This window comes from Luteimonas abyssi (assembly GCF_001482195.1).
Lineage (GTDB): Bacteria > Pseudomonadota > Gammaproteobacteria > Xanthomonadales > Xanthomonadaceae > Luteimonas > Luteimonas abyssi.
Genome location: NZ_KQ759763.1, coordinates 161,881 through 181,005, shown reverse-complemented (window position 1 = coordinate 181,005; position 19,125 = coordinate 161,881). Strand labels below are relative to the sequence as shown.

At 63.9% G+C, this 19,125-nt stretch carries 14 protein-coding genes; 10 read left to right on the top strand and 4 right to left on the bottom strand.

Going from position 1 to position 19,125, the window contains the following annotated elements; all coding sequences use genetic code 11:
• The first annotated feature begins 51 nt into the window (after positions 1–51).
• The 6 genes from RG19_RS00630 to RG19_RS17050 all read left to right on the top strand — a co-directional run bounded on the left by RG19_RS00630 (position 52) and on the right by RG19_RS17050 (position 8,166).
• Positions 52–288: a helix-turn-helix domain-containing protein gene (locus tag RG19_RS00630; RefSeq protein ID WP_058833572.1), complete on the top strand. Its 237-nt coding sequence runs from the start codon at positions 52–54 to the stop codon at positions 286–288.
• 112 nt (positions 289–400) lie between these two features.
• Positions 401–1,405, top strand: a complete 1,005-nt coding sequence (locus RG19_RS17060) for a PAAR domain-containing protein (protein ID WP_082672389.1) — start codon at positions 401–403, stop codon at positions 1,403–1,405.
• Position 1,406: 1 nt separating this feature from the next.
• A complete protein-coding gene (locus RG19_RS00620; protein ID WP_058833570.1) occupies positions 1,407–1,901 on the top strand; it encodes a hypothetical protein in 495 nt (164 codons plus the stop codon).
• A 491-nt stretch (positions 1,902–2,392) separates the two neighbouring features.
• Entirely contained in the window at positions 2,393–5,212 is a 2,820-nt protein-coding gene (locus RG19_RS17055; RefSeq protein ID WP_157515106.1) for a sensor histidine kinase, read from the top strand.
• A gap of 8 nt (positions 5,213–5,220) precedes the next feature.
• Entirely contained in the window at positions 5,221–6,336 is a 1,116-nt protein-coding gene (locus tag RG19_RS17455; protein ID WP_157515105.1) for a response regulator, read from the top strand.
• A 309-nt stretch (positions 6,337–6,645) separates the two neighbouring features.
• On the top strand, positions 6,646–8,166 hold the full coding sequence (locus tag RG19_RS17050) for a DNA cytosine methyltransferase (protein WP_157515104.1): 1,521 nt from the start codon (positions 6,646–6,648) through the stop codon (positions 8,164–8,166).
• A gap of 13 nt (positions 8,167–8,179) precedes the next feature.
• Here RG19_RS17050 and RG19_RS17045 read toward each other — a convergent pair whose 3' ends face one another.
• Positions 8,180–8,623, bottom strand: a complete 444-nt coding sequence (locus RG19_RS17045) for a very short patch repair endonuclease (RefSeq protein ID WP_082672386.1) — start codon at positions 8,621–8,623, stop codon at positions 8,180–8,182.
• A 204-nt stretch (positions 8,624–8,827) separates the two neighbouring features.
• Positions 8,828–11,518, bottom strand: a complete 2,691-nt coding sequence (gene aceE / locus RG19_RS00605; RefSeq protein WP_058833567.1) for a pyruvate dehydrogenase (acetyl-transferring), homodimeric type — start codon at positions 11,516–11,518, stop codon at positions 8,828–8,830.
• Between the two features lie 387 nt (positions 11,519–11,905).
• Here aceE and RG19_RS00600 point away from each other — a divergent pair, with 387 nt between their 5' ends.
• From RG19_RS00600 to RG19_RS00585, 4 genes are all read left to right on the top strand, one after another.
• Positions 11,906–13,720 carry a sensor histidine kinase gene (locus RG19_RS00600; RefSeq protein ID WP_058833566.1) on the top strand — a complete coding sequence of 605 codons (1,815 nt, stop codon included), beginning with the start codon at positions 11,906–11,908 and terminating at the stop codon, positions 13,718–13,720.
• Positions 13,717–14,157 (top strand): response regulator, encoded by a 441-nt coding sequence (locus tag RG19_RS00595; RefSeq protein ID WP_058833565.1) that lies wholly within the window; start codon positions 13,717–13,719, stop codon positions 14,155–14,157. The genes RG19_RS00600 and RG19_RS00595 overlap by 4 nt, the downstream gene beginning before the upstream one ends.
• A gap of 4 nt (positions 14,158–14,161) precedes the next feature.
• Positions 14,162–14,539, top strand: coding sequence for a response regulator (locus tag RG19_RS00590; RefSeq protein WP_058833564.1), 378 nt, complete (start codon positions 14,162–14,164; stop codon positions 14,537–14,539).
• 196 nt (positions 14,540–14,735) lie between these two features.
• The gene (locus RG19_RS00585) at positions 14,736–15,995 is read left to right on the top strand and encodes a cation:proton antiporter (RefSeq protein WP_058833563.1); all 1,260 of its coding nucleotides are present in this window, start codon (positions 14,736–14,738) and stop codon (positions 15,993–15,995) included.
• Positions 15,996–16,022: 27 nt separating this feature from the next.
• Here the strand turns inward: RG19_RS00585 and RG19_RS18355 are convergent, their stop codons facing one another.
• The gene (locus RG19_RS18355; RefSeq protein WP_274377889.1) at positions 16,023–16,151 is read right to left on the bottom strand and encodes a hypothetical protein; all 129 of its coding nucleotides are present in this window, start codon (positions 16,149–16,151) and stop codon (positions 16,023–16,025) included.
• Between the two features lie 637 nt (positions 16,152–16,788).
• Positions 16,789–19,077: an NADP-dependent malic enzyme gene (locus RG19_RS00580; protein WP_058833562.1), complete on the bottom strand. Its 2,289-nt coding sequence runs from the start codon at positions 19,075–19,077 to the stop codon at positions 16,789–16,791.
• Positions 19,078–19,125 lie beyond the last annotated feature (48 nt).

Here is a 19,125-nt window from a genome sequence, read left to right as displayed (position 1 = left end):
GTAGATTCTTAATCTGTAGAAGGCATGCCAGTAGACGATCAGGCTGGGTGCATGCCGTCCAAGCCCTCGTCCACCTCCGCCCCGAACGCGCGTGCGCGCATCGCCGCGAACATCCGGCGCCTGCGCAAAGCCCAGGGCCTGAGCCAGGAAGGGTTGGCCGAAGTGGCCGAGTTCCATCGCACCTACGTGTCGCAACTCGAACGCTGCGTCACCAACATCTCCATCGACGGCCTGGAGCGGCTGGCGCATGCGCTGGATGTGGATGTCACGGACCTATTAAGGCCTTGAGCGCGCGAAGATGGTAGTCGGAGCACACCGGCTGCTCGAGTGATCGTAGCGTTGAATAAGCGCATCGTCTGAAGCGTTGCGTCGGACAAGCGTATAGTCGAGCTCCCCACGGATGGAGGGCATCGACATGGCAGACCGGCTATGGATCGTCGTCGGCGACACGACTACCAGCGGAGGCACCGTCGTCGCGGGTGCGCCCACGACCGACGTAATGGGCAAACCGGTGGCACGGCTGGGTGACCCAGTGCAGTGCGGTCGTCACGGCGCGACGTCCATTGCCTCGGGAGATGCCACGATGCTCATCGATGGCAAGCCCGTTGCGCGGGAACACGACAAATGCGCCTGCGGATGTGCCCTGCTCTCTGCTGGACAACGTACGGCCTTCATGAGCTCTGGATCGGCTTCCGTCCCCTCGCAGTCCTCCAGAAACTCCTCCGCTGTGGCAGCCGCCATCCCCTCAGTCGCCGCGGCCCCGAGGAGACCATCCAATGCCCACGCCCACAGCCATGCATCAGTGTCCTTCGATGGTCGCCGAGAAGCGCAGGGCGGCGACGCCGAGAAAGCGCGCTCGGCTACGCAAGACGCCGACCAAGCGCTCCGCGAAGCGGGAGCCTTTCGCCCTTACGACTCCGAAGTCGACGCCGCTCGCGCTTGGCGTGAACACGTCCTGCCCGTGGCAGACGAACATCAAGTCGAGATCGGCTCAATCATCACCAAGACCCCAGATGGCAAGTTCCATTTCGGTCCGACCTACTCGAATGGAGCCTATGACAACGTCAGCGGACTCATCGAGCACGGGCAGTACGTACAGGGCCAGCGAACGGCCTACATCCACACCCATCCTTACGCGGGTGGCGGCATTGGGGGCGATCGGGCGATCTCCGCCGGCGGAGCGCTAGACAAGCACGTAGGCCCCGATGGCCAAGTCAGCCTGATCGGCGGAGAAAACACCGGCTGGGATTCGGTGGGCGACCTGGTATCAGCCTACGACTTGGGGATCAACGCCTATATCGCCGACGCTGACGGGCTCCACGGGTTCAACTACGAGGACTATGCTCGTCTTCAGCGCTCAGAGATGCGAGCCGTGCCCCTTCGCGAAGCCTATCGGACCTACTGACATGCGCCGCATCTTACTCCTCCTGACACTCGCGCTCGTCGCCTGCACGGCTCAGACGGACGCTACTGGTGAGCACACGACGCCGCCGCCCACGGCCCCCCTTCAAACCATGCACCCGGTCAGCGGAGATCGGCTGTGCAACCTCAGCGGTGGTTTCGAGGAGGATGTCTGTCGCTATCGGCTCGACGAGGTTGAAGGGATCGTCAGCACCTCGGCCATCCTGACGCGGGGCTACCTGTCACGGGATCCCAATGGGCTGTACGCCAGCAGCGACCGGGATGGCACCACGAACCAATTGCGAATCAGAGTTGGGGCATTGCAACCCGGGCAAGATGATCAAGCGTACATCGACGCTCTGGTGGGATACCTCGTGGAACTCCGTGGGATCTACACGCCTTCAGATCGGACCATCGAAATCCGGAGCCTGCGTTGGTATGAAGAGCCTGGGGTGTCGGCGCCACAGATTCCCGCTCCTGATGGGCGCCGAGAATTTTAAGGCTGCTCTCGCGAAACGGATAATTGAGCCTAGACCCGTTCTTAGACTGGGAGACGGCCCCAACCGCCACGTGCGCCGACACAGCGCTCGCCTACCGCATGAAACAGGACGCGCTCCCGCCGGCCGCAGAGTAGAAGTGCTAGCCGCTAGACGCGCCGCTCGCGAGATGTCATCCGTATCACCTAGCCGATGGCGACCTCCACCTGCCCTATGGGAGTTCTCACCACCAACTAAGCAGTATTATCCAACCTCGCCAGTCCGGGTCTGGGCCGGAGCTGGTCAATCGAAGCTTGGGGCTACCCTGACAGACCACCCTGTCGCCTTTAAAATGTAGCGAATGGCGCAAAAATGGAGATAAAACTCCGCCGTCGCCCATGGCGAGGGCATTTGGGTGAAGAATCTTATGTGCGATTATCCTGTCTGTCATGCCGCTCGATTAACCCTTCAGCGAATTCGGTGCCCGCCCCGTATCCTAGCCAAAGAGGTTTTCCGTGACAGATAGCTCTAACGATAATTTGTCGAATTTTCACCAGCTGCTCGACAGACCTCTTCCGAGATGGGCCAGCGTAGCCATTACATCGCGGATTGCGAAACGCTTTGCCGATGCATATGTGAATGATGTGCATGAGCCCGCAGGGTCGCGCATAGCGGTTAGAAATGCGGTTGCCCTTGCCGAGCAAGCAGCTCTGCGAGGCGGAGATGGAGACGTAAGCGATGCCTTCGAGATCGACGGTGAATATTTCGATAATTACGACATCCAAGCTCTCGCAATGGCTCTTGGCGGATACGCTCAGGCTGCGAGCAAAACACATACCGATCTATCACTCGACGAGCATAGCGAACCGTCCTTTCGTCGGGGTTGGTCAGCCATAGCACTAACACTGATCGCTCTACGGTGCGCCTTTCCTGACATCGTGTCAGAGGCGGGGGCTCAGACCATGCGAGAGGCAGTCGACTGGAGCGTCAAAGCCGAGTCAGCTACTGAACACTCAATCTTCGCAGAACTGACTCGTGCTCATGAGCTTGCAAGGCATAACTCTTGGTCCGATAAATCTCCAGTAGTGCCTGCGGATCTGGGCGCCCTGTGGCCTAATGGAAGACCGGATGGGTGGCCAAGCCCGCGCCTGACCTTCAGGCCACGAGCCCGGATCATCCGGACCATCGGCGACCGACTGATCAGCGGCCCCGAAGCAGCAGTCATCGAGCTCGTCAAGAATAGCTACGACGCCGATGCGCGCTCCGTGCGAATCACGCTTATTCCGCCGCTGAAAGCAGGGGCTGGCGAAATTGTCTTTTCGGACGATGGACACGGGATGGCCTTTTCGGACATCCGCGATAAGTGGATGGAACCTGCGACAAGCGACAAGCGCACTCGATCAACAAGCCCGGGCGGAAGGAAATTGCTCGGCTCGAAGGGGATTGGCCGATTTGCAGCGGCTCGCCTTGGCTCACATCTCCGACTGATCTCCGTTGCTAGCAACAGCGAAGGAGCCAACCAGCGGGAGTTCGAGCGAACAACCATCAGCGATCTGGATTGGGAGCAGTTCGAGGAAGCGAAGTATCTTGATACGGTATCTTTTGCCTATCGTAACGAGCTAACAGATGAGCCCCCCGGCACACGGCTTTACATCACACATCTTCGTGATGAGTGGACCGAAGCATCCATCAACAAGCTTCATGACGAGCTGCGCCGCCTTGTAAGCCCTGTGAACGCGGAAGATGGCCAGTTTGAGATCCACCTCGATCTCTCGAATTGCACAGTCCAGAACTGTGGTTTCGATGGGTTCACCATTTTAGGCGTCCAGCCAGACCTGATCGATGGCGTGAGGATTGACCCATGGAAGGTACGGCCGTTTCCTGTTCTCGATGCGAGCGACTACGTGGTTGACGGCATCTTCGACGAAAGCGGCATTTTCGAAGGAACGATGACCATACAGCGCGCTGGCGGAGACCCGATACCGATCTCACTACGGGTACCTTTAGGCGAAGGACAAGAACCATGTGGGATTGTGGTCGTTCGCCTAAGCATCTTTGATCGAGAGGCTGAGACTATTCGAAGCACGGCCCAGAAGGCAGGATTCGGGCATCTCGGTATCCGGGAAGCCAGGAAGCTCTTGGACAAAATCGCCGGCATTGCCATTTATCGTGCTGGCTTTCGCGTCAGGCCCTATGGCGATGCGGAGAATGACTGGCTCACGCTCGATGCGAAGAGGGTCCAGAACCCCACTCTGAAAATCGGCCGAAACCAAGTAGCTGGCACCGTCATCGTCGATGATGAGGAGAGCTCCAGTTTAGTCGAGCGTAGTAGCCGAGAGGGCTTGGAAGAGAACGGAAGTTTTAGACGCCTGCAGAGCCTGTTGCTGACGCTGCTATCGGAGGAGATCGAGCCGAGACGCCGAAAGTTCAGAATTTCGGCGGGCATTGATCGTAGACCGCAGGCAAATATTCGTGAGGTGATTGATACCGCCCAGCACGCATGGGCAGACGCTCTGCTGTCGAAAATGCCCTCGCCAGAGCGTCAAGAAGCTGAAAAGGTGATTGCGCGAGAAACTGATCGGCTATCGGATCATGTCAAAGAGCTAGAGGAACGTCAGGCGAAGCTCGAAGCCCAAGTGACACTTGGTCTTATCGTTGGCGAAGTCATGCACCAAGGTAATACGCCACTTACTTTCATCGAAAACGAGAGCGCCCGGCTGCGGCGGCAGCTACCTACGCTTTTCGACGACAGTAAAGAGTCGCAGGAAGATCGTGATGATCTCCCAAAGATTTACAATGGACTTAACGCAAATGCCGCTAGCCTTCGCACACTGTTCAACGCACTCAGCCCACTGTCTGGTGCAAACAGGGGAAAACCCCAAGACTTCCCAATTAGCCGCGTAGTCAGCAATATCAAACTATTTTTTCGCTCCCGCATGGACACCATGGGTCTCATCTTTGAGGTCGACCCCGAAGTAGAGGCTTGCATCGCCCACGGATACGAGGCGGATCTAACTACAGCACTAACCAACTTGGTCGACAATTCACTGCATTGGCTTGGCCATCGCCAAGTGGCAGCTCCACGTATAGTACTGAGCCCAGCGCCGAGCGTTACAGGTAAACTCGCGTTCGTATTCGAGGACAACGGCCCTGGAGTCTCGCCGGAATTCGAAGATCAATTGTTTGATGTGGGGTTCTCTACGCGCACCAATGGGACTGGGCTTGGTCTTAGCATTGCCCGCGAGGCAATGTTCCGTAGCAACGGAGACCTGACACTTGTGCCTGCTGACAAGGGTGCAAAGTTTCAATTGATAATTGCCAGAGCAGACCGATAAGGGGCCACATGGAAATCTGCCATATCTTGATCGTCGAAGATGACGAGAGCACCGTAGACGGGTGGAAGCGAGACATTCGCGATTTCAATCGGCGTGCGGACAAAGAATTCGAGTTCAGCGCGCAATTTTCCACAAATAAGAGCGACGCCTTGCATGCACTCTCTCGGCAACGTATCGACTGTGCGGTGATTGACCTGCGTTTACCTAGCAGTCCTGATGAGCCGGGTAGCGGCGAGCCCATAGGAAATGAAGTACTCCATGGTGTATTGCGTGATCTTGGCATTCCGGCTTATGTGTATAGCGCTTATGAAGGCGAAGTCAGCGATGAAGTCAAGGCGTCCAGCATTAAAGTAGCCCGCAAGGAGGGCGGTGCCACCGTGCACATTCTTCATGAGTTCGAAAAGCAGGCGGGTTTGATGGACGCGATGGATCGGATGCGCCGCCAAGTGGCTCAAGAGACATCACGACTTTTTAACCGCTCGATCTGGCCTCGTTGGCAACAGCGGTGGGCAAATGTTGGAGATCGCGAAATCATCGCGGGCATCATTAGCCGCCAGACATTAGCGCATGTTGTAGAGGCACTCTCGCAGGCGCCCGCGAGCCACCATCCAGATGAGTTTTATATCGTTCCATCACTGTATGAAGATCGACTGGAGACTGGGGATATCTTGGAGCACGAGGGCGAAACACTTATTGCGTTGACCCCTCGGTGCAACTTGGCCAATAAGCCTCCAAGTATGGTCCTGTTCGCAGTCTGTGCCCCCTGCGCAGCTTGGACTGAGTGGAGAGCAGGTTTAGGTGGCGCGAACAAAGCCAAAGAAAGAGCTGAGCGCGATGTGAGAATGCATGCGACTCAGGGACACGGCATCGCAACACACTTCATGCCTCCGCTCGATGAGAAGGGCCCGTGGTTAGTGGACTTTCGTGAGCTCCGAGCCATCGACGCAAGAAAAGTCGCCGATTTGTTGCCTGATCGAGTAGCAACAGTAGCTCCACAGTTCGTCGCCAATCTCGTCCAACGGCATGCCGCCTACATTGGACGCATAGGCCAACCAGATCTCAACGCTGAGCTGCTCATTAGCCTGTGTCGACTGGAGGACGCTGCTCCGCCCAGTAGTTCGTAAGGACCAAGACCAGCGGGGTTCAGCGACACCCCGTCTGGAGACAGGTCGTCTGCCACCATAGAGATGGGAAGTTCACCGAGAGCACATCGTGTTCGCCCCGGAGCAAGCCAAGGGAAGTGCGGCCGCGGAAGAGATCTTTCGCGGGACGAGCTCCCACCTTGGTGTCAGCCAAGCCGCCCCCCCTTGCCGTAAAATGGCTTCCGTAAGCTATGTGCTACCGCGGTCCGTAGGACCGCGCAGAAAATTTTGACATAGCCTCACTCGCCTGCGATCTTCCCCGCCCAAGCGCTCCGATACTGGATCTGATCCGTGCCCGCAATTCCCGTGGTAGACATTTTCGCGGGTGCCGGCGGCCTCGGTGAGGGCTTCGCTGCCTTCGGACAAGAGCGCTCGTCTAGCGCTTTCGAGCTGATGGCGTCCGCAGAGATGGATGCCCAAGCAGCGCAGACATTGCGAACTCGTGCATTCTTCCGCCAATTTCGGCCTGCGGAGGTGCCCGAGAGCTACTATCACTACGCAGCTGGACAAACGCCCCAGCCGTGGACCCATGCAACCCAAGCGCAATGGGATGCTGCTTGCCATGAGGTCATGCAGTTACGGTTGGGCGATCCGGAGCACGACAAAATTCTGCGCGGACGCATTCGAACTGTTTCGGCCGAGGCTAAGCGGCGGGGCACGCCATGGGTGCTCGTAGGTGGCCCGCCGTGTCAGGCCTTTTCCCTTATTGGGCGTGCGCGCAACCGCGGGAAGACAGGCTATGTGCCAGAAGACGATGAGCGGCACTACCTCTACCAGCACTACCTGACTATCCTCGCCAAATTCCGCCCTGCCGTGTTCGTGCTGGAAAATGTAAAGGGCATGCTTTCCTCCAAGTTGGCAGGCCAGAGCATCTTCAGCGAAATGTTTGAAGGCTTGCAGCGGCCAGGCGGTCCCCGTGGCCCCCGCTATCACATAGAGCCTCTTGTTCAATCGCTTCACGACGGCAACAACTGGCAGCCTCGTGACTTCGTTGTTCATGCCGAAGCACTTGGACTGCCGCAGGCGCGTCACCGCGTCATCCTCATCGGCGTCCTTGAAGGTGCTGCTCGTCCAATTTCGGCACTTCAGCCGCAGCAGGAGCGTTACACGGTTGCCGACATGACCAGCGGCTTGCCGCGCTTGAGAAGCAATCTGACCGATACGTCTTTTACTTCTTGGCCAAAGTTCTCGCACAAACTGCTGCGCAACTGTGCAAACTACTCCCGCTCGCTCCACAAGCCTACGGCCGAGCGTTTGAGTCAGCTCGCTGACGAGGCGCTAGAGGGTGATGACATTGGTCCTGGCGCGCGCTGGCTGGACGGCAAGACGAATTGCAGGATGCCCGCGCACCTCGATAATTTCATTAGGGACCCACGCCTCAATGGCGTAATCAACCACCAAGCACGTGCGCACATGGCCAGCGACCTGATGCGCTACGGATTTGCAGCTGCGTTCACCACAGAAAATGGCCGCTCACCACGAGGTTGCGACGAATTTCCGAGCGAGTTGCACCCCATGCATCGCAGCTGGTTCGAGAACAATCGCTTCGTAGATCGTTTCAAGGTGCAGCGCAACGACGCACCGTCATCAACAGTGACCAGCCACATAGCCAAGGACGGGCATTACTACATCCATCCGGACGCACTCCAGCTGCGGAGCCTGACCGTGCGGGAGGCAGCTCGCCTCCAGACCTTCCCCGACAATTACATTTTCGAGGGGCCGCTTGGCAGCCAGCGGAGACAGGTCGGCAACGCTGTGCCTCCGTGGCTTGGCTATCAGATCGCAAGCGTCGTTCATAAGGCACTTTCGTGAACGGCGGCGAGCGCTAGCCAAGTCCTAATTCCAGCTTCCTTTGCGGGGACCGGACGAATGAGGACAGACGACGAAGCGTCACCTCCGGCTCCTTGCGCAGTGCGCACTCCCAGATCACTGCCACGCGCCAGCCGGCAGCTTGCAGCTTCGCAATTGCTTCCCGGTCGCGCTCCGAGTTGCGCTCTATCTTGTTTTCCCAGAAATCGGGTCGCGTTTTCGGTAGCCGAAAGTAGGAGCAGCCCTGATGACCGTGCCAGAAACATCCGTGCGCGAATATGACCAAGTTCCAACGCGGCAAGACAATGTCGGGACTGCCAGGCAGATCGCGCCGGAACAACCGAAACCGAAAACCTTCTGCGTGCAGCCAACGACGAAGGGTCAACTCGGGCTTCGTATTCTTTCCGCGAATGCCCGCCATCATGCGCGAACGGGTCTCTGGGCTGATCTTTTCAGCCATGCCCCCACCAAAGCCAGTACGAGTCGGCGACAGACTTACGGATGAAGGTCAATGTGTTACCCGGCGTGGATACGAACTGGCCACTACAATATCGAAGCGATTGAATCGAAGGTGTAAAGGTCAAGTTCGCCCGAACAGATCAGTCCGCACCTATGGAAAAGGCGGCCGCAAGGCCGCCTTTTCCAATGCCAGCTTTACCAGCGATCAAACCCCAACCGGATTCACCTTCTCCGGATCGATCTTGTACAGCTTGATCGCCCTGGCAACGTCCTTCCCCGTCATCTTCCCGTCCTTCGCCAGCGCCTCGATCGCCGCCTGGGCGATGTAGTGGCGGTCCACCTCGAAGTGGCGGCGCAGGTTGGCGCGGGTGTCCGAGCGGCCGAAGCCGTCGGTGCCGAGCACTGTGTAGGTGGCCGGCACGAATGCGCGGATCTGCTCGGCGAAGGCGCGCACGTAATCCGTGGCGGCGATCACCGGGCCCTGGCGGCCTTCCAGCAGTTCGGTCACGTAGGCCTTGCGGGGCTTCTTGGCTTCCGGGTTGAAGCGGTTCCAGCGCTCCACGTCGTGGCCGTCGCGGCGCAGTTCGTTGAAGCTGGGGCAGGACCAGATGTCGGCGGTCACGCCGAAGTCCTTGTCCAGCAGCTCGGCGGCGGCGATGGCCTCGCGCAGGATGGTGCCGCTGCCCAGCAGCTGCACGCGCAGCTCGCCCTTCTTCGGCTTGCCGGCGTCCTTGAGCAGGTACATGCCCTTGATGACGCCCTCGGCCGCGCCCTCGGGCAGGGCCGGGTGGCTGTAGTTCTCGTTCATCAGGGTGAGGTAGAAGAACTCGTCCTGCTGCTCGTCGAGCATGCGGCGCATGCCTTCCTGCAGGATCACCGCGACCTCGCCGGCGAAGGTGGGGTCGTAGGCGCGGCAGTTGGGGATGGCGCCGGCCAGCAGGTGGCTGTGGCCGTCCTCGTGCTGCAGGCCCTCACCATTGAGGGTGGTGCGGCCGGCGGTGGCGCCGAGCAGGAAGCCGCGCGCGCGCATGTCGGCGGCCTGCCAGGCGGAGTCGCCGATGCGCTGGAAGCCGAACATGGAGTAGTAGATGTAGAACGGCAGCATCGGCACGTCGTTGGTGCTGTAGCTGGTGGCCGCGGCCATCCAGCTGGCGAAGGCGCCGGCCTCGGTGATGCCTTCTTCCAGCACCTGGCCGGCGGCGTCCTCGCGGTAGTACATGAGCTGGTCGCGGTCGACCGGCTTGTACTTCTGGCCCTGCGGGGCGTAGATGCCCAGCTGCCGGAACAGGCCTTCCATGCCGAAGGTGCGCGCCTCGTCGGCGACGATGGGCACCACGCGTTTGCCCATGCCCTTGTCGCGCAGGATGATCGACAGCGACTGCACGAACGCCATGGTGGTGCTGATCTCGCGCTCGCCGGTGTCCTGCATCAGACGCTCGAACACCTTGATCTCGGGCGCCTTGAGGGTCTCGGTGCTCTTGCGGCGACGCTGCGGCAGGAAGCCGCCGAGCTTTTCGCGGCGCTCGAGCATGTACTGCACTTCCTCCGAGTCCTTGCCCGGGTGGTAGAACGGGACCTTGCCGTCCTTGAGCTGGTCGTCGGAGACGGGGATCTTGAAGCGGTCGCGGAAGGTGCGCACCGCGTCGTCGTCGAGCTTCTTGGTGTTGTGGGTGGGGTTGAGCGCCTCGCCGGCGCTGCCCAGGCCGTAGCCCTTCACCGTCTTGGCCAGGATCACCGTGGGCTGGCCCTTGGTGTCGACGGCGTTCTGGTAGGCGGCGAAGACCTTGTGCGGATCGTGGCCGCCGCGGTTGAGGCGCCAGATGTCCTCGTCGCTCATGTTGGCGACCAGGTTCCTGGTCTCGTCGTACTTGCCGAAGAAATGCTCGCGCGTGTAGGCGCCGCCGAAGGCCTTGCAGTTCTGGTACTCGCCGTCGACGGTCTCCATCATCAGCTTCTTGAGCATGCCGTCCTTGTCCTTGGCAAGAAGCGGATCCCAGTAGCTGCCCCAGATGGTCTTGACCACGTTCCAGCCGGCGCCGCGGAAGGCGCCTTCCAGTTCCTGGATGATCTTGCCGTTGCCGCGCACCGGGCCGTCCAGGCGCTGCAGGTTGCAGTTGATGACGAAGACCAGGTTGTCCAGGCCCTCGCGGCCGGCCACCGAGATCGCGCCCAGGCTCTCGGGCTCGTCGGTCTCGCCGTCGCCCATGAAGCACCAGACCTTGCGGTCGGACTTGGGCATCAGGCCGCGCGCTTCCAGGTACTTCCAGTGGCGCGCCTGGTAGATGGCGGCGATCGGGCCCAGGCCCATCGAGACCGTGGGCACCTGCCAGTAGTCGGGCATCAGCCAGGGATGCGGGTAGGACGAGATGCCGCGGCCGTCGACTTCCATGCGGAAGTGGTCCAGCTGGTCCTCGGTGAAGCGGCCTTCCAGGAACGAGCGGGCGTAGATGCCCGGCGAGCTGTGGCCCTGCGTGGCGATGACGTCGCCCGGGTGGTCGGCCGAGGGCGCGCGGAAGAAGTGGTTGAAGCCGACGTCGTACAGCGTGGCGCTCGACGCGAAGCTGGCGATGTGGCCGCCCAGGTCGCCGGGCTTGCGGTTGGCCCGCACCACCATGGCCATGGCGTTCCAGCGGATGATGGAGCGGATGCGCCATTCCAGGTCGGCATTGCCCGGCATCTTCGGTTCGAGATGCGTGGGAATGGTGTTGACGTATTCGGTGGTCGGGGCGAACGGCAGGTGGGCGCCCGCGCGGCGGGTCAGCTCGACCATGTTCTCCAGCAGGCCGTGGGCGCGCTCGGGGCCGTCGGCGTCGATGACCGCCTTCAGCGACTCCACCCACTCGCGGGTCTCGGTGGGATCGGGGTCGTTTTCCAGCAGATCGTTCAACCAGTTCATTGCGTGGGGGCTCCGCTCGCGCGGCCGCGCGGCCGCGTTGGGTTCATCGGGATTCGTAACCCCCGATTCTAGCAGGCGCACCGGTGGTCAGACCGGCCGCGGCGGCGGCCGCCGGATGGCGGGGCGGCGCGGGTTTTTCCATTCGCGACAGTATGTTGCGCGCGGCGGCCACGGCGCGCGCACGCCGCACCAGCCCGGTCGGGCCGTGGACGTGAACAGGGCTTTTACATCATCTTCACACGGCTTAACGATCATCACGCTGGCCTGTCCGCTTCGGCGGAGGCGCTCCCGGCATGGACGGTTTGGGCGCGAGGCGCTCATCGACAGGGGACCGGGCCACGGATCGCGGGCCGCGTTTCCGTTTGCCCCGGACCCGCACTGCCCACAATGCCGCACACCCTGCCCGACGACGGCTACTGGTCGAAGCTGAGATTGCCCGCGCTGGCGGTGGCGATCGTGCTGATCGTGGTCGCCCCGTTCCTGCTGATGCGCGCGGCGTCGACCGCGAGCGAGGAGGCCTGGCGCTGGGTCAATCACTCGTTCGAGGTGGAGGCGACCATGCAGTCGCTGACCGCCGACGTGCGCAATGTGGAATCCGGCGCGCTTGGCCATGCCTACGGGGTGGACACGCAGGCGCTGATTGATCACATCAACACCAGCCGCGAGCAGATCGCCCCGCAGCTGGCCCGACTGGAAGCACTGACCCGCGACAACCCCATCCAGCAGGGCCTGCTGGGCGAGTTCCGCAGCGTGCTGCGACTGCGTCTGGGCGAAGTGGACCGGCTGCTGGCCATGGACACGCGGCCGAGCACGCAGGACGTGGCGACGCTGCTGACGCGTTTCCCGATCCGGCCGCTGGTCAACGCGATCATGGACGAGGAGCACCGGTTGCTCGAAGAGCGTCAGGCCGCCGCCGAGGCCGCCACGTGGCGGGCGGCGGTGATCAGCTGGGTGGCGATGCTGGCGCAGCTGGGCCTGCTGGGGCTGCTGACGTGGACCGCCGTGCGCCAGGGCGCGCACCGGCTGCGCGCCGAGCGCGACGCGATGAGCGCCAGCGTGCGCGCCTCGGCGGTGCTCGACACCGTGCGCGAGCCGATCGCCCTGCTCGACCGCAACAACTGCGTGGTCATGTACAACGCCGCCTTCGCCGAGCTGTACGGCCTGGACACGGACACCGAGAACCGCGGCCAGCCGCTGGCCACCTTCGGCAACGGCGCCTGGAACGAGCCGCAGACCCTGCGCCGGCTGACCGACGTGCTCACCCGCGGCCGCGAGCTGTGGGATTTCGAGGTCACCCAGCACACCGTCGACGACGTGGAGCGGGTGATGCTGCTGTCGGCCCGGCGCATGCCGCTGCCCGACAGCGAGGAGATGGCGGTGCTGCTGACCGCCAGCGACATCAGCGCGCAGAAGATCCACGAGCGCCAGATCCGCGACCTCAACCGCCAGCTGGAAGGCAAGGTGGAGCAGATCTCCGACGTGAACCGCGAGCTGGAGGCCTTCAGCTATTCGGTCTCGCACGACCTGCGCGCGCCGCTGCGGCACATCGCCGGCTTCGCCGACAAGCTGGGCCGCCACCTGGGCGATGCCGCCGACGACAAGGGCCGCCACTACCTGGACGTGATCTCCGGCTCGGCACGGCGGATGTCGGCGCTGATCGACGACCTGCTGGTGTACTCGCGCCTGGGCCGCAGCGCGCTGCGGCTGCAGATGATCGACGTGCAATCGATGGTCAACGACACCCGCTCGCTGCTCGACGCCAACGCGCACACGGACAATCCCGAGCACACCATCGAATGGGATGTCGACACCCTGCCGGTGGTGATCGCCGACGAGAACATGCTGCGCCAGGTGTGGCTGAACCTGTTGGGCAACGCGGTCAAGTACAGCACCCGCAGCGAGCCGGCGAGGATCCGGGTGGGCTACGAGCAACTGGCCGACGGCACCCACCGCTTCTGCGTGAGCGACAACGGCGCCGGCTTCGACATGAAGTACGCCGGCAAGCTGTTCGGCGTGTTCCAGCGCCTGCATGCGGCCAGCGAGTTTCCCGGCACCGGCATCGGCCTGGCCAGCGTGCGCCGCGTGCTGACCCGCCACGGCGGCCGCATCTGGGCCGAGTCCGAGCCCGGCCAGGGCGCCACCTTCCACTTCCCCCTGCCCGCCACGGGCGAGACCGCGTCACCCACCGAGACCAAGCAATGACCGATATCCGCACCATCCTCCTCGCCGAGGACAGCCCGCACGATGCGGAGATGGCGATCGACGCGCTCCGCGACGCCCACCTGGTCAACCCGATCGTCCACGTCGAGGACGGCGTGGAAGCCCTGGACTACCTGTTCCGCCGCGGCAAGTACGCCGACCGCACCGACGGCGATCCGGCGGTGCTGCTGCTCGACATCAAGATGCCGCGCATGGATGGCCTGGAAGTGCTGAAGCAGCTGCGCGAGGAAGGCGCGCTCAAGCGCATGCCGGTGGTGATCCTGTCGTCCTCGCGCGAGGAGAGCGACCTGGCCCGCAGCTGGGACCTGGGCGTGAACGCCTACGTGGTCAAGCCGGTGGACGTGGACCAGTTCTTCGAAGCGGTGCGCACGCTCGGCAAGTTCTGGGCGGTGCTCAACGAAGGCCCGGAGAAGGAGTAACCCGATGCCGGCAGACCCCGAGGCAGATTGGCGGATCCTGATCGTCGACGATTCGCGCGACGATGCCGAACTCACCGAGATCGCGCTGCGCGAATCGGGACTGCCGTTCGCCTGCCGCTGGGTGAGCACCGGCCCGGCGCTGGAGGAGGCGCTGCCGGCGTTCGCGCCGCAGCTGGTGATCTCCGACCTCAACCTGCCGGGGTTTTCCGGCGAGGAAGCGCTGGCGATCGTGCGCGCGCACGACCCGGCGCTGCCGTTCGTCTACCTCACCGGCTCGCTGGCGCCGCCGGAGGCGCCGCCCAGGCCGGCGGAAGGACTGCTGCTCAAGGACGACCTGCGGCCGCTGGTACCCCTGGTGCGGGAGCTGCTGGGCATCGCCTGATCGCGCGCGAGATGCTGCGGGCATCGCCGTCGCCCGCAGCGCTGCTTCTCCTGCCGGCTTGCCCCACAGCGCCCCAGGCAGCCCCTTCGAAGCCTCCGGCGCGGGATGCGCCCGTCCGGCCGCCTCCGACGGTGACGGCCGCCGGGACCACGACTTGCCCGTATGATCGGCGGCTTCCGAGACCGCCGATCCGCCCATGCCCACCGCGCAACTGTCCGTCTACTTCTTCCTCCAGGCCGCGGTGATCCTGCTGGTCTGCCGGCTGGTCGGCATGCTGGCCCGTCGCATGGGCCAGCCGCAGGTGGTGGGCGAGATGATCGCCGGCGTCGCCCTGGGGCCCTCGCTGCTGGGCTGGCTGCTGCCCGACCTGCAGGCCGCCCTGTTTCCGCGCGAGACGCTGGGCACGCTGTACGTGTTCGCGCAGTTCGGCGTGGGCTTCTACATGTTCCTGGTCGGCACCGAGTTCAGCAGCGAGCACTTCCGCGCACGCATGCGCGGGGCGGTGATGGTGTCGGTGGCCGGCATCGCGGTGCCGTTCGCGCTGGCGATGTTGCTCACGCCGTGGCTGATGGGCGTGCCCGGGCTGTTCGCCGAGACCATCCAGTACAAGGAGGCGGCGCTGTTCCTGGGCGCGGCGATCGCGATCACCGCATTTCCCATGCTGGCGCGGATCATCCACGAGCGCGGCCTGGCCGGCAGCCCGATGGGCACGCTGGCCCTGACCGCCGGTGCGATCGACGACGCCGCGGCGTGGTGCTTCCTGGCGATCGTGCTGGCGAGCTTCGGCGGCAGTTGGGGCGGCGCCTGGCTGGCGATCGGCGGCGGGGCGGCCTATGCGATCTTCATGCTCACCATCGGCCGGCGCCTGCTGCGTCGCCTCGCCGATCACGTGCGCCCGGACCAGCCGCTGTCGTCGACGATGCTGGCGGTGGTGCTGGCGCTGTTCTGCCTGAGCGCGTGGACGATGGACGCGGTGGGCATCCACGCGGTGTTCGGCGGTTTCCTGCTCGGCGCGTGCATGCCGCGCGGCGCGCTGACCGAAAAGCTGCGCACGATGCTGCAGCCGTTCGTGGTGGTGTTCTTCCTGCCGATGTTCTTCACCTACTCCGGCCTCAACACGCAACTGGGCGTGGTGCTGCAGCCGGCGATCATGCTCGCCGCGGTGGCGATCCTGCTGGCCTCGTTCGCGGGCAAGGGCCTGGCCTGCTGGGCCGCGGCACGCGCGGCCGGCGAGAGCCCGCGCGATGCGCAGGCGATCGGCGCGCTGATGAACGCGCGCGGGTTGATGGAGCTGATCCTGATCAACATCGGCCTGCAGGCCGGGGTGATCCACCAGGGACTGTTCTCGATCCTGGTGCTGATGGCGATCGTGACCACGTTGATGGCGACGCCGCTGTTCAACTGGATCATGCGGCGGCACGCGGTGCCGGGAACGGCGGCTACCGGAACGCTCTAACGGGCGGCTCCGGCAGGCGCCGCGCGATCAGCGCGGATCGCGCCCGCCACGCACCAGCAATTGCACACCGCGGGTAATCCCGTAGGCGACCAGCACGGCTGCCGAGAGCAGGAACAGGAAGATCGGGCTGTTGCTGAGCATCCAGTGCAGGATCACGGCACGGCTCCTTGGCGTGGCTCCAGCATACCCCTGCTTCGGGAACGCCGACTGGACGGCAGCCCAACACGCCGCGGCACCCGCGCCCTCACCCCTGCCCCTCTCCCGCACGCGGGAGAGGGATTCGAGCGGGTCGCAGCCGGTTCCCTTCTCCCCTGCGGAAGACGGTGCCCCAGACATGCCATGGCAGATTCCCTTCTCCCGCCTGCGGGAGAAGGTGCCCCGCAGGGGCGGATGAGGGGCTGTTCTGCCGCACCCCCACCGCCCTCACCCCTGCCCCTCTCCCGCACGCGGGAGAGGGATTCGAGCGGGTCGCAGCCGGTTCCCTTCTCCCCTGCGGAAGACGGTGCCCCAGACATGCCATGGCAGATTCCCTTCTCCCGCCTGCGGGAGAAGGTGCCCCGCAGGGGCGGATGAGGGGCCGTTCTGCCGCACCCCCACCGCCCTCACCCCTGCCCCTCTCCCGCACGCGGGAGAGGGGTTCGAGCAGGTCGCGACCGGTTCCCCTCTCCCGCCTGCGGGAGAGGGGTTCGAGCAGGTCGCAGCCGGTTCCCTTCTCCCGCCTGCGGGAGAAGGTGCCCCGCAGGGGCGGATGAGGGGCTTTTTCGCGGACGAGAGCGCCGTTCGGCGCCCCGCCTCAGTCCTGCTCGACGCGCTGCGCCTTGCGGATCTGCGCGTCCACCGCGGCGATCGCGGTCATGTTGACCACGCGGCGCGGGGTCGCGGTGGGGGTCATCACGTGGGCAGGTGCGCTCATGCCCATCAGGATCGGGCCGAGCGCGGCGCCGTCGGTCATCACCCGGATCATGTTGTAGGTGATGTTGGCCGCGTCCAGGTTGGGCAACACGAACAGGTTCGGCCGGCCGCTCAGTGTGGTGTTGGGGAAGATGCGCTTGCGCAGCACTTCGTCCCACGCGGTGTCGCCCATCATCTCGCCGTCCACTTCGAGCTTGGGTGCGCGCTGGGCCAGGATCTCGCGCACGCGGCGCATCTTGCGCGCGCTGGCGTCGTCGTGGCTGCCGAAGTTGGAATGCGACAGCAGCGCGACCTTCGGCTCGATGCCGAACAGCTTCAGCCGGTAGGACGCCTGCAGCGTGCTCTCGGCCAGCTGCTCGGGCGTGGGGTCGTACTGCACGTGGGTGTCGAGGAAGAACCACAGGCCGCGGTCGTTGACCACGCCGGTCATCGCCGAGGTGCTCTGCACCCCGGGATCGAGCGGGAACACGCTGCGGATGTAGCCGAGCTTCTTGTGGAAACGGCCGACGATGCCGCACAGCATCGCATCCGCCTCGCCGCGCTGGACCATGAGCGCGGCGATCAGCGCCGGGCGCGAGCGCAGCAGGTTCTTGGCCGAATCCGGCGTGACGCCGCGGCGCTCGGTGAGCGCGTGGTACTGCTGCCAGTACTCGTTGAAGCGCGGGTCGTCGTTGATGTTGGTGAGTTCGAAATCGCGTCCGGCCTGCAGGCGCAGGCCCAGCTTGCGGATGCGCAGGTCGATGACCTCGGGGCGGCCGATCAGGATCGGCGTGGCCAGGCCTTCGTCGACGACGATCTGCACCGCGCGCAGCACCTGCTCTTCCTCGCCCTCGGCGTAGACCACGCGCTGGCGGTCGTCGCGGGCGCGGTCGTAGACCGGCTTCATCACCAGGCCGGTGCGGCGCAGGAACTGACTGAGCTTTTCGCGGTAGGCGATCATGTCGGCGATCGGCCGGGTGGCGACGCCGGAATCCATCGCCGCCTGGGCGACCGCCACGGTCAGGTCCACGTGCAGGCGCGGGTCGAGCGGACGCGGGATCAGGTAGTCCGGGCCGAAGCTCGGGGTTTCGCCGCCGTAGGCCGCGCCGAGATCCGAGGCCTCGCGCCGCGCCAGCGAGGCGATCGCGCGCACGCAGGCGACCTTCATCTCCTCGTTGATGGTGGTCGCGCCGACATCCAGCGCGCCGCGGAACAGGTACGGGAAACAGAGGACGTTGTTGATCTGGTTCGGGTAGTCCGACCGCCCGGTGCCGATGATCGCGTCCGGCCGCGCGGCGCGTGCGACCTCCGGCATGATCTCCGGGGTCGGGTTGGCGAGCGCGAAGATCACCGGGTTGGGCGCCATCGTGGCGACCATCTCGGGGGTCAGGATGCCCGGCGCCGACAGGCCCAGGAAGATGTCCGCACCGGCGACGATCTCCGCCAGGGTGCGCTTGTCGGTGTCGCGCGCGTACTGCGCCTTCTCCGGGCCGAGATCGGTGCGGCCGGTGTGGATCACGCCGTCGCGGTCGAAGGCGAGGATGTTCTCCGGGCGCAGGCCCAGCGACACCAGCATGTTCACGCAGGAGACGCCGGCCGCGCCCATGCCGGTGGTGGCCAGGACGACCTCTTCGATCTTCTTGCCGGTGATCTCCATCGCGTTGAGCACGGCGGCGCCCACGATGATCGCGGTGCCGTGCTGGTCGTCGTGGAACACCGGGATCTTCAGCCGCTCGCGCAGCTTGCGCTCGACGATGAAGCACTCCGGCGCCTTGATGTCCTCGAGGTTGATGCCGCCGAAGGTCGGCTCGAGGCTGGCGATGATGTCGACGAGCTTGTCGGGGTCCTTCTCGTCGATCTCGATGTCGAACACGTCGATGCCGGCGAACTTCTGGAACAGCACGCCCTTGCCTTCCATCACCGGCTTGCTGGCCAGCGGACCGATGTCGCCCAGGCCCAGCACCGCGGTGCCGTTGCTGATCACGGCCACTAGGTTGCCGCGCGCGGTGTAGTCGCTGGCGGTGTTGGCGTCGGCGGCGATCTCCTCGCAGGCGTAGGCCACGCCCGGCGAATAGGCCAGGGCCAGATCGCGCTGGGTGAGCATCGGCTTGGTCGCCGAGACCTTGATCTTGCCGGACGGTGCCAGGCGGTGATAGTCGAGGGCGGCCTGCTTGAAATCGTCGTTGGACATCGGGTTCCGTCGAGTGGCGTGGGCGTGGGGGACAGGGGATTCTAACCC

What these genes read in the sequence shown, in the direction of transcription:
- RG19_RS00630 (WP_058833572.1), top strand. Translation starts at nt 52, where the DNA reads ATGCCGTCCAAGCCCTCGTCCACCTCCGCCCCGAACGCGCGTGCGCGC.
- RG19_RS17060 (WP_082672389.1), top strand. Translation starts at nt 401, where the DNA reads ATGGAGGGCATCGACATGGCAGACCGGCTATGGATCGTCGTCGGCGAC.
- RG19_RS00620 (WP_058833570.1), top strand. Translation starts at nt 1,407, where the DNA reads ATGCGCCGCATCTTACTCCTCCTGACACTCGCGCTCGTCGCCTGCACG.
- RG19_RS17455 (WP_157515105.1), top strand. Translation starts at nt 5,221, where the DNA reads ATGGAAATCTGCCATATCTTGATCGTCGAAGATGACGAGAGCACCGTA.
- RG19_RS17045 (WP_082672386.1), bottom strand. Translation starts at nt 8,623, where the DNA reads ATGGCTGAAAAGATCAGCCCAGAGACCCGTTCGCGCATGATGGCGGGC.
- aceE (WP_058833567.1), bottom strand. Translation starts at nt 11,518, where the DNA reads ATGAACTGGTTGAACGATCTGCTGGAAAACGACCCCGATCCCACCGAG.
- RG19_RS00600 (WP_058833566.1), top strand. Translation starts at nt 11,906, where the DNA reads ATGCCGCACACCCTGCCCGACGACGGCTACTGGTCGAAGCTGAGATTG.
- RG19_RS00595 (WP_058833565.1), top strand. Translation starts at nt 13,717, where the DNA reads ATGACCGATATCCGCACCATCCTCCTCGCCGAGGACAGCCCGCACGAT.
- RG19_RS00590 (WP_058833564.1), top strand. Translation starts at nt 14,162, where the DNA reads ATGCCGGCAGACCCCGAGGCAGATTGGCGGATCCTGATCGTCGACGAT.
- RG19_RS00585 (WP_058833563.1), top strand. Translation starts at nt 14,736, where the DNA reads ATGCCCACCGCGCAACTGTCCGTCTACTTCTTCCTCCAGGCCGCGGTG.
- RG19_RS00580 (WP_058833562.1), bottom strand. Translation starts at nt 19,077, where the DNA reads ATGTCCAACGACGATTTCAAGCAGGCCGCCCTCGACTATCACCGCCTG.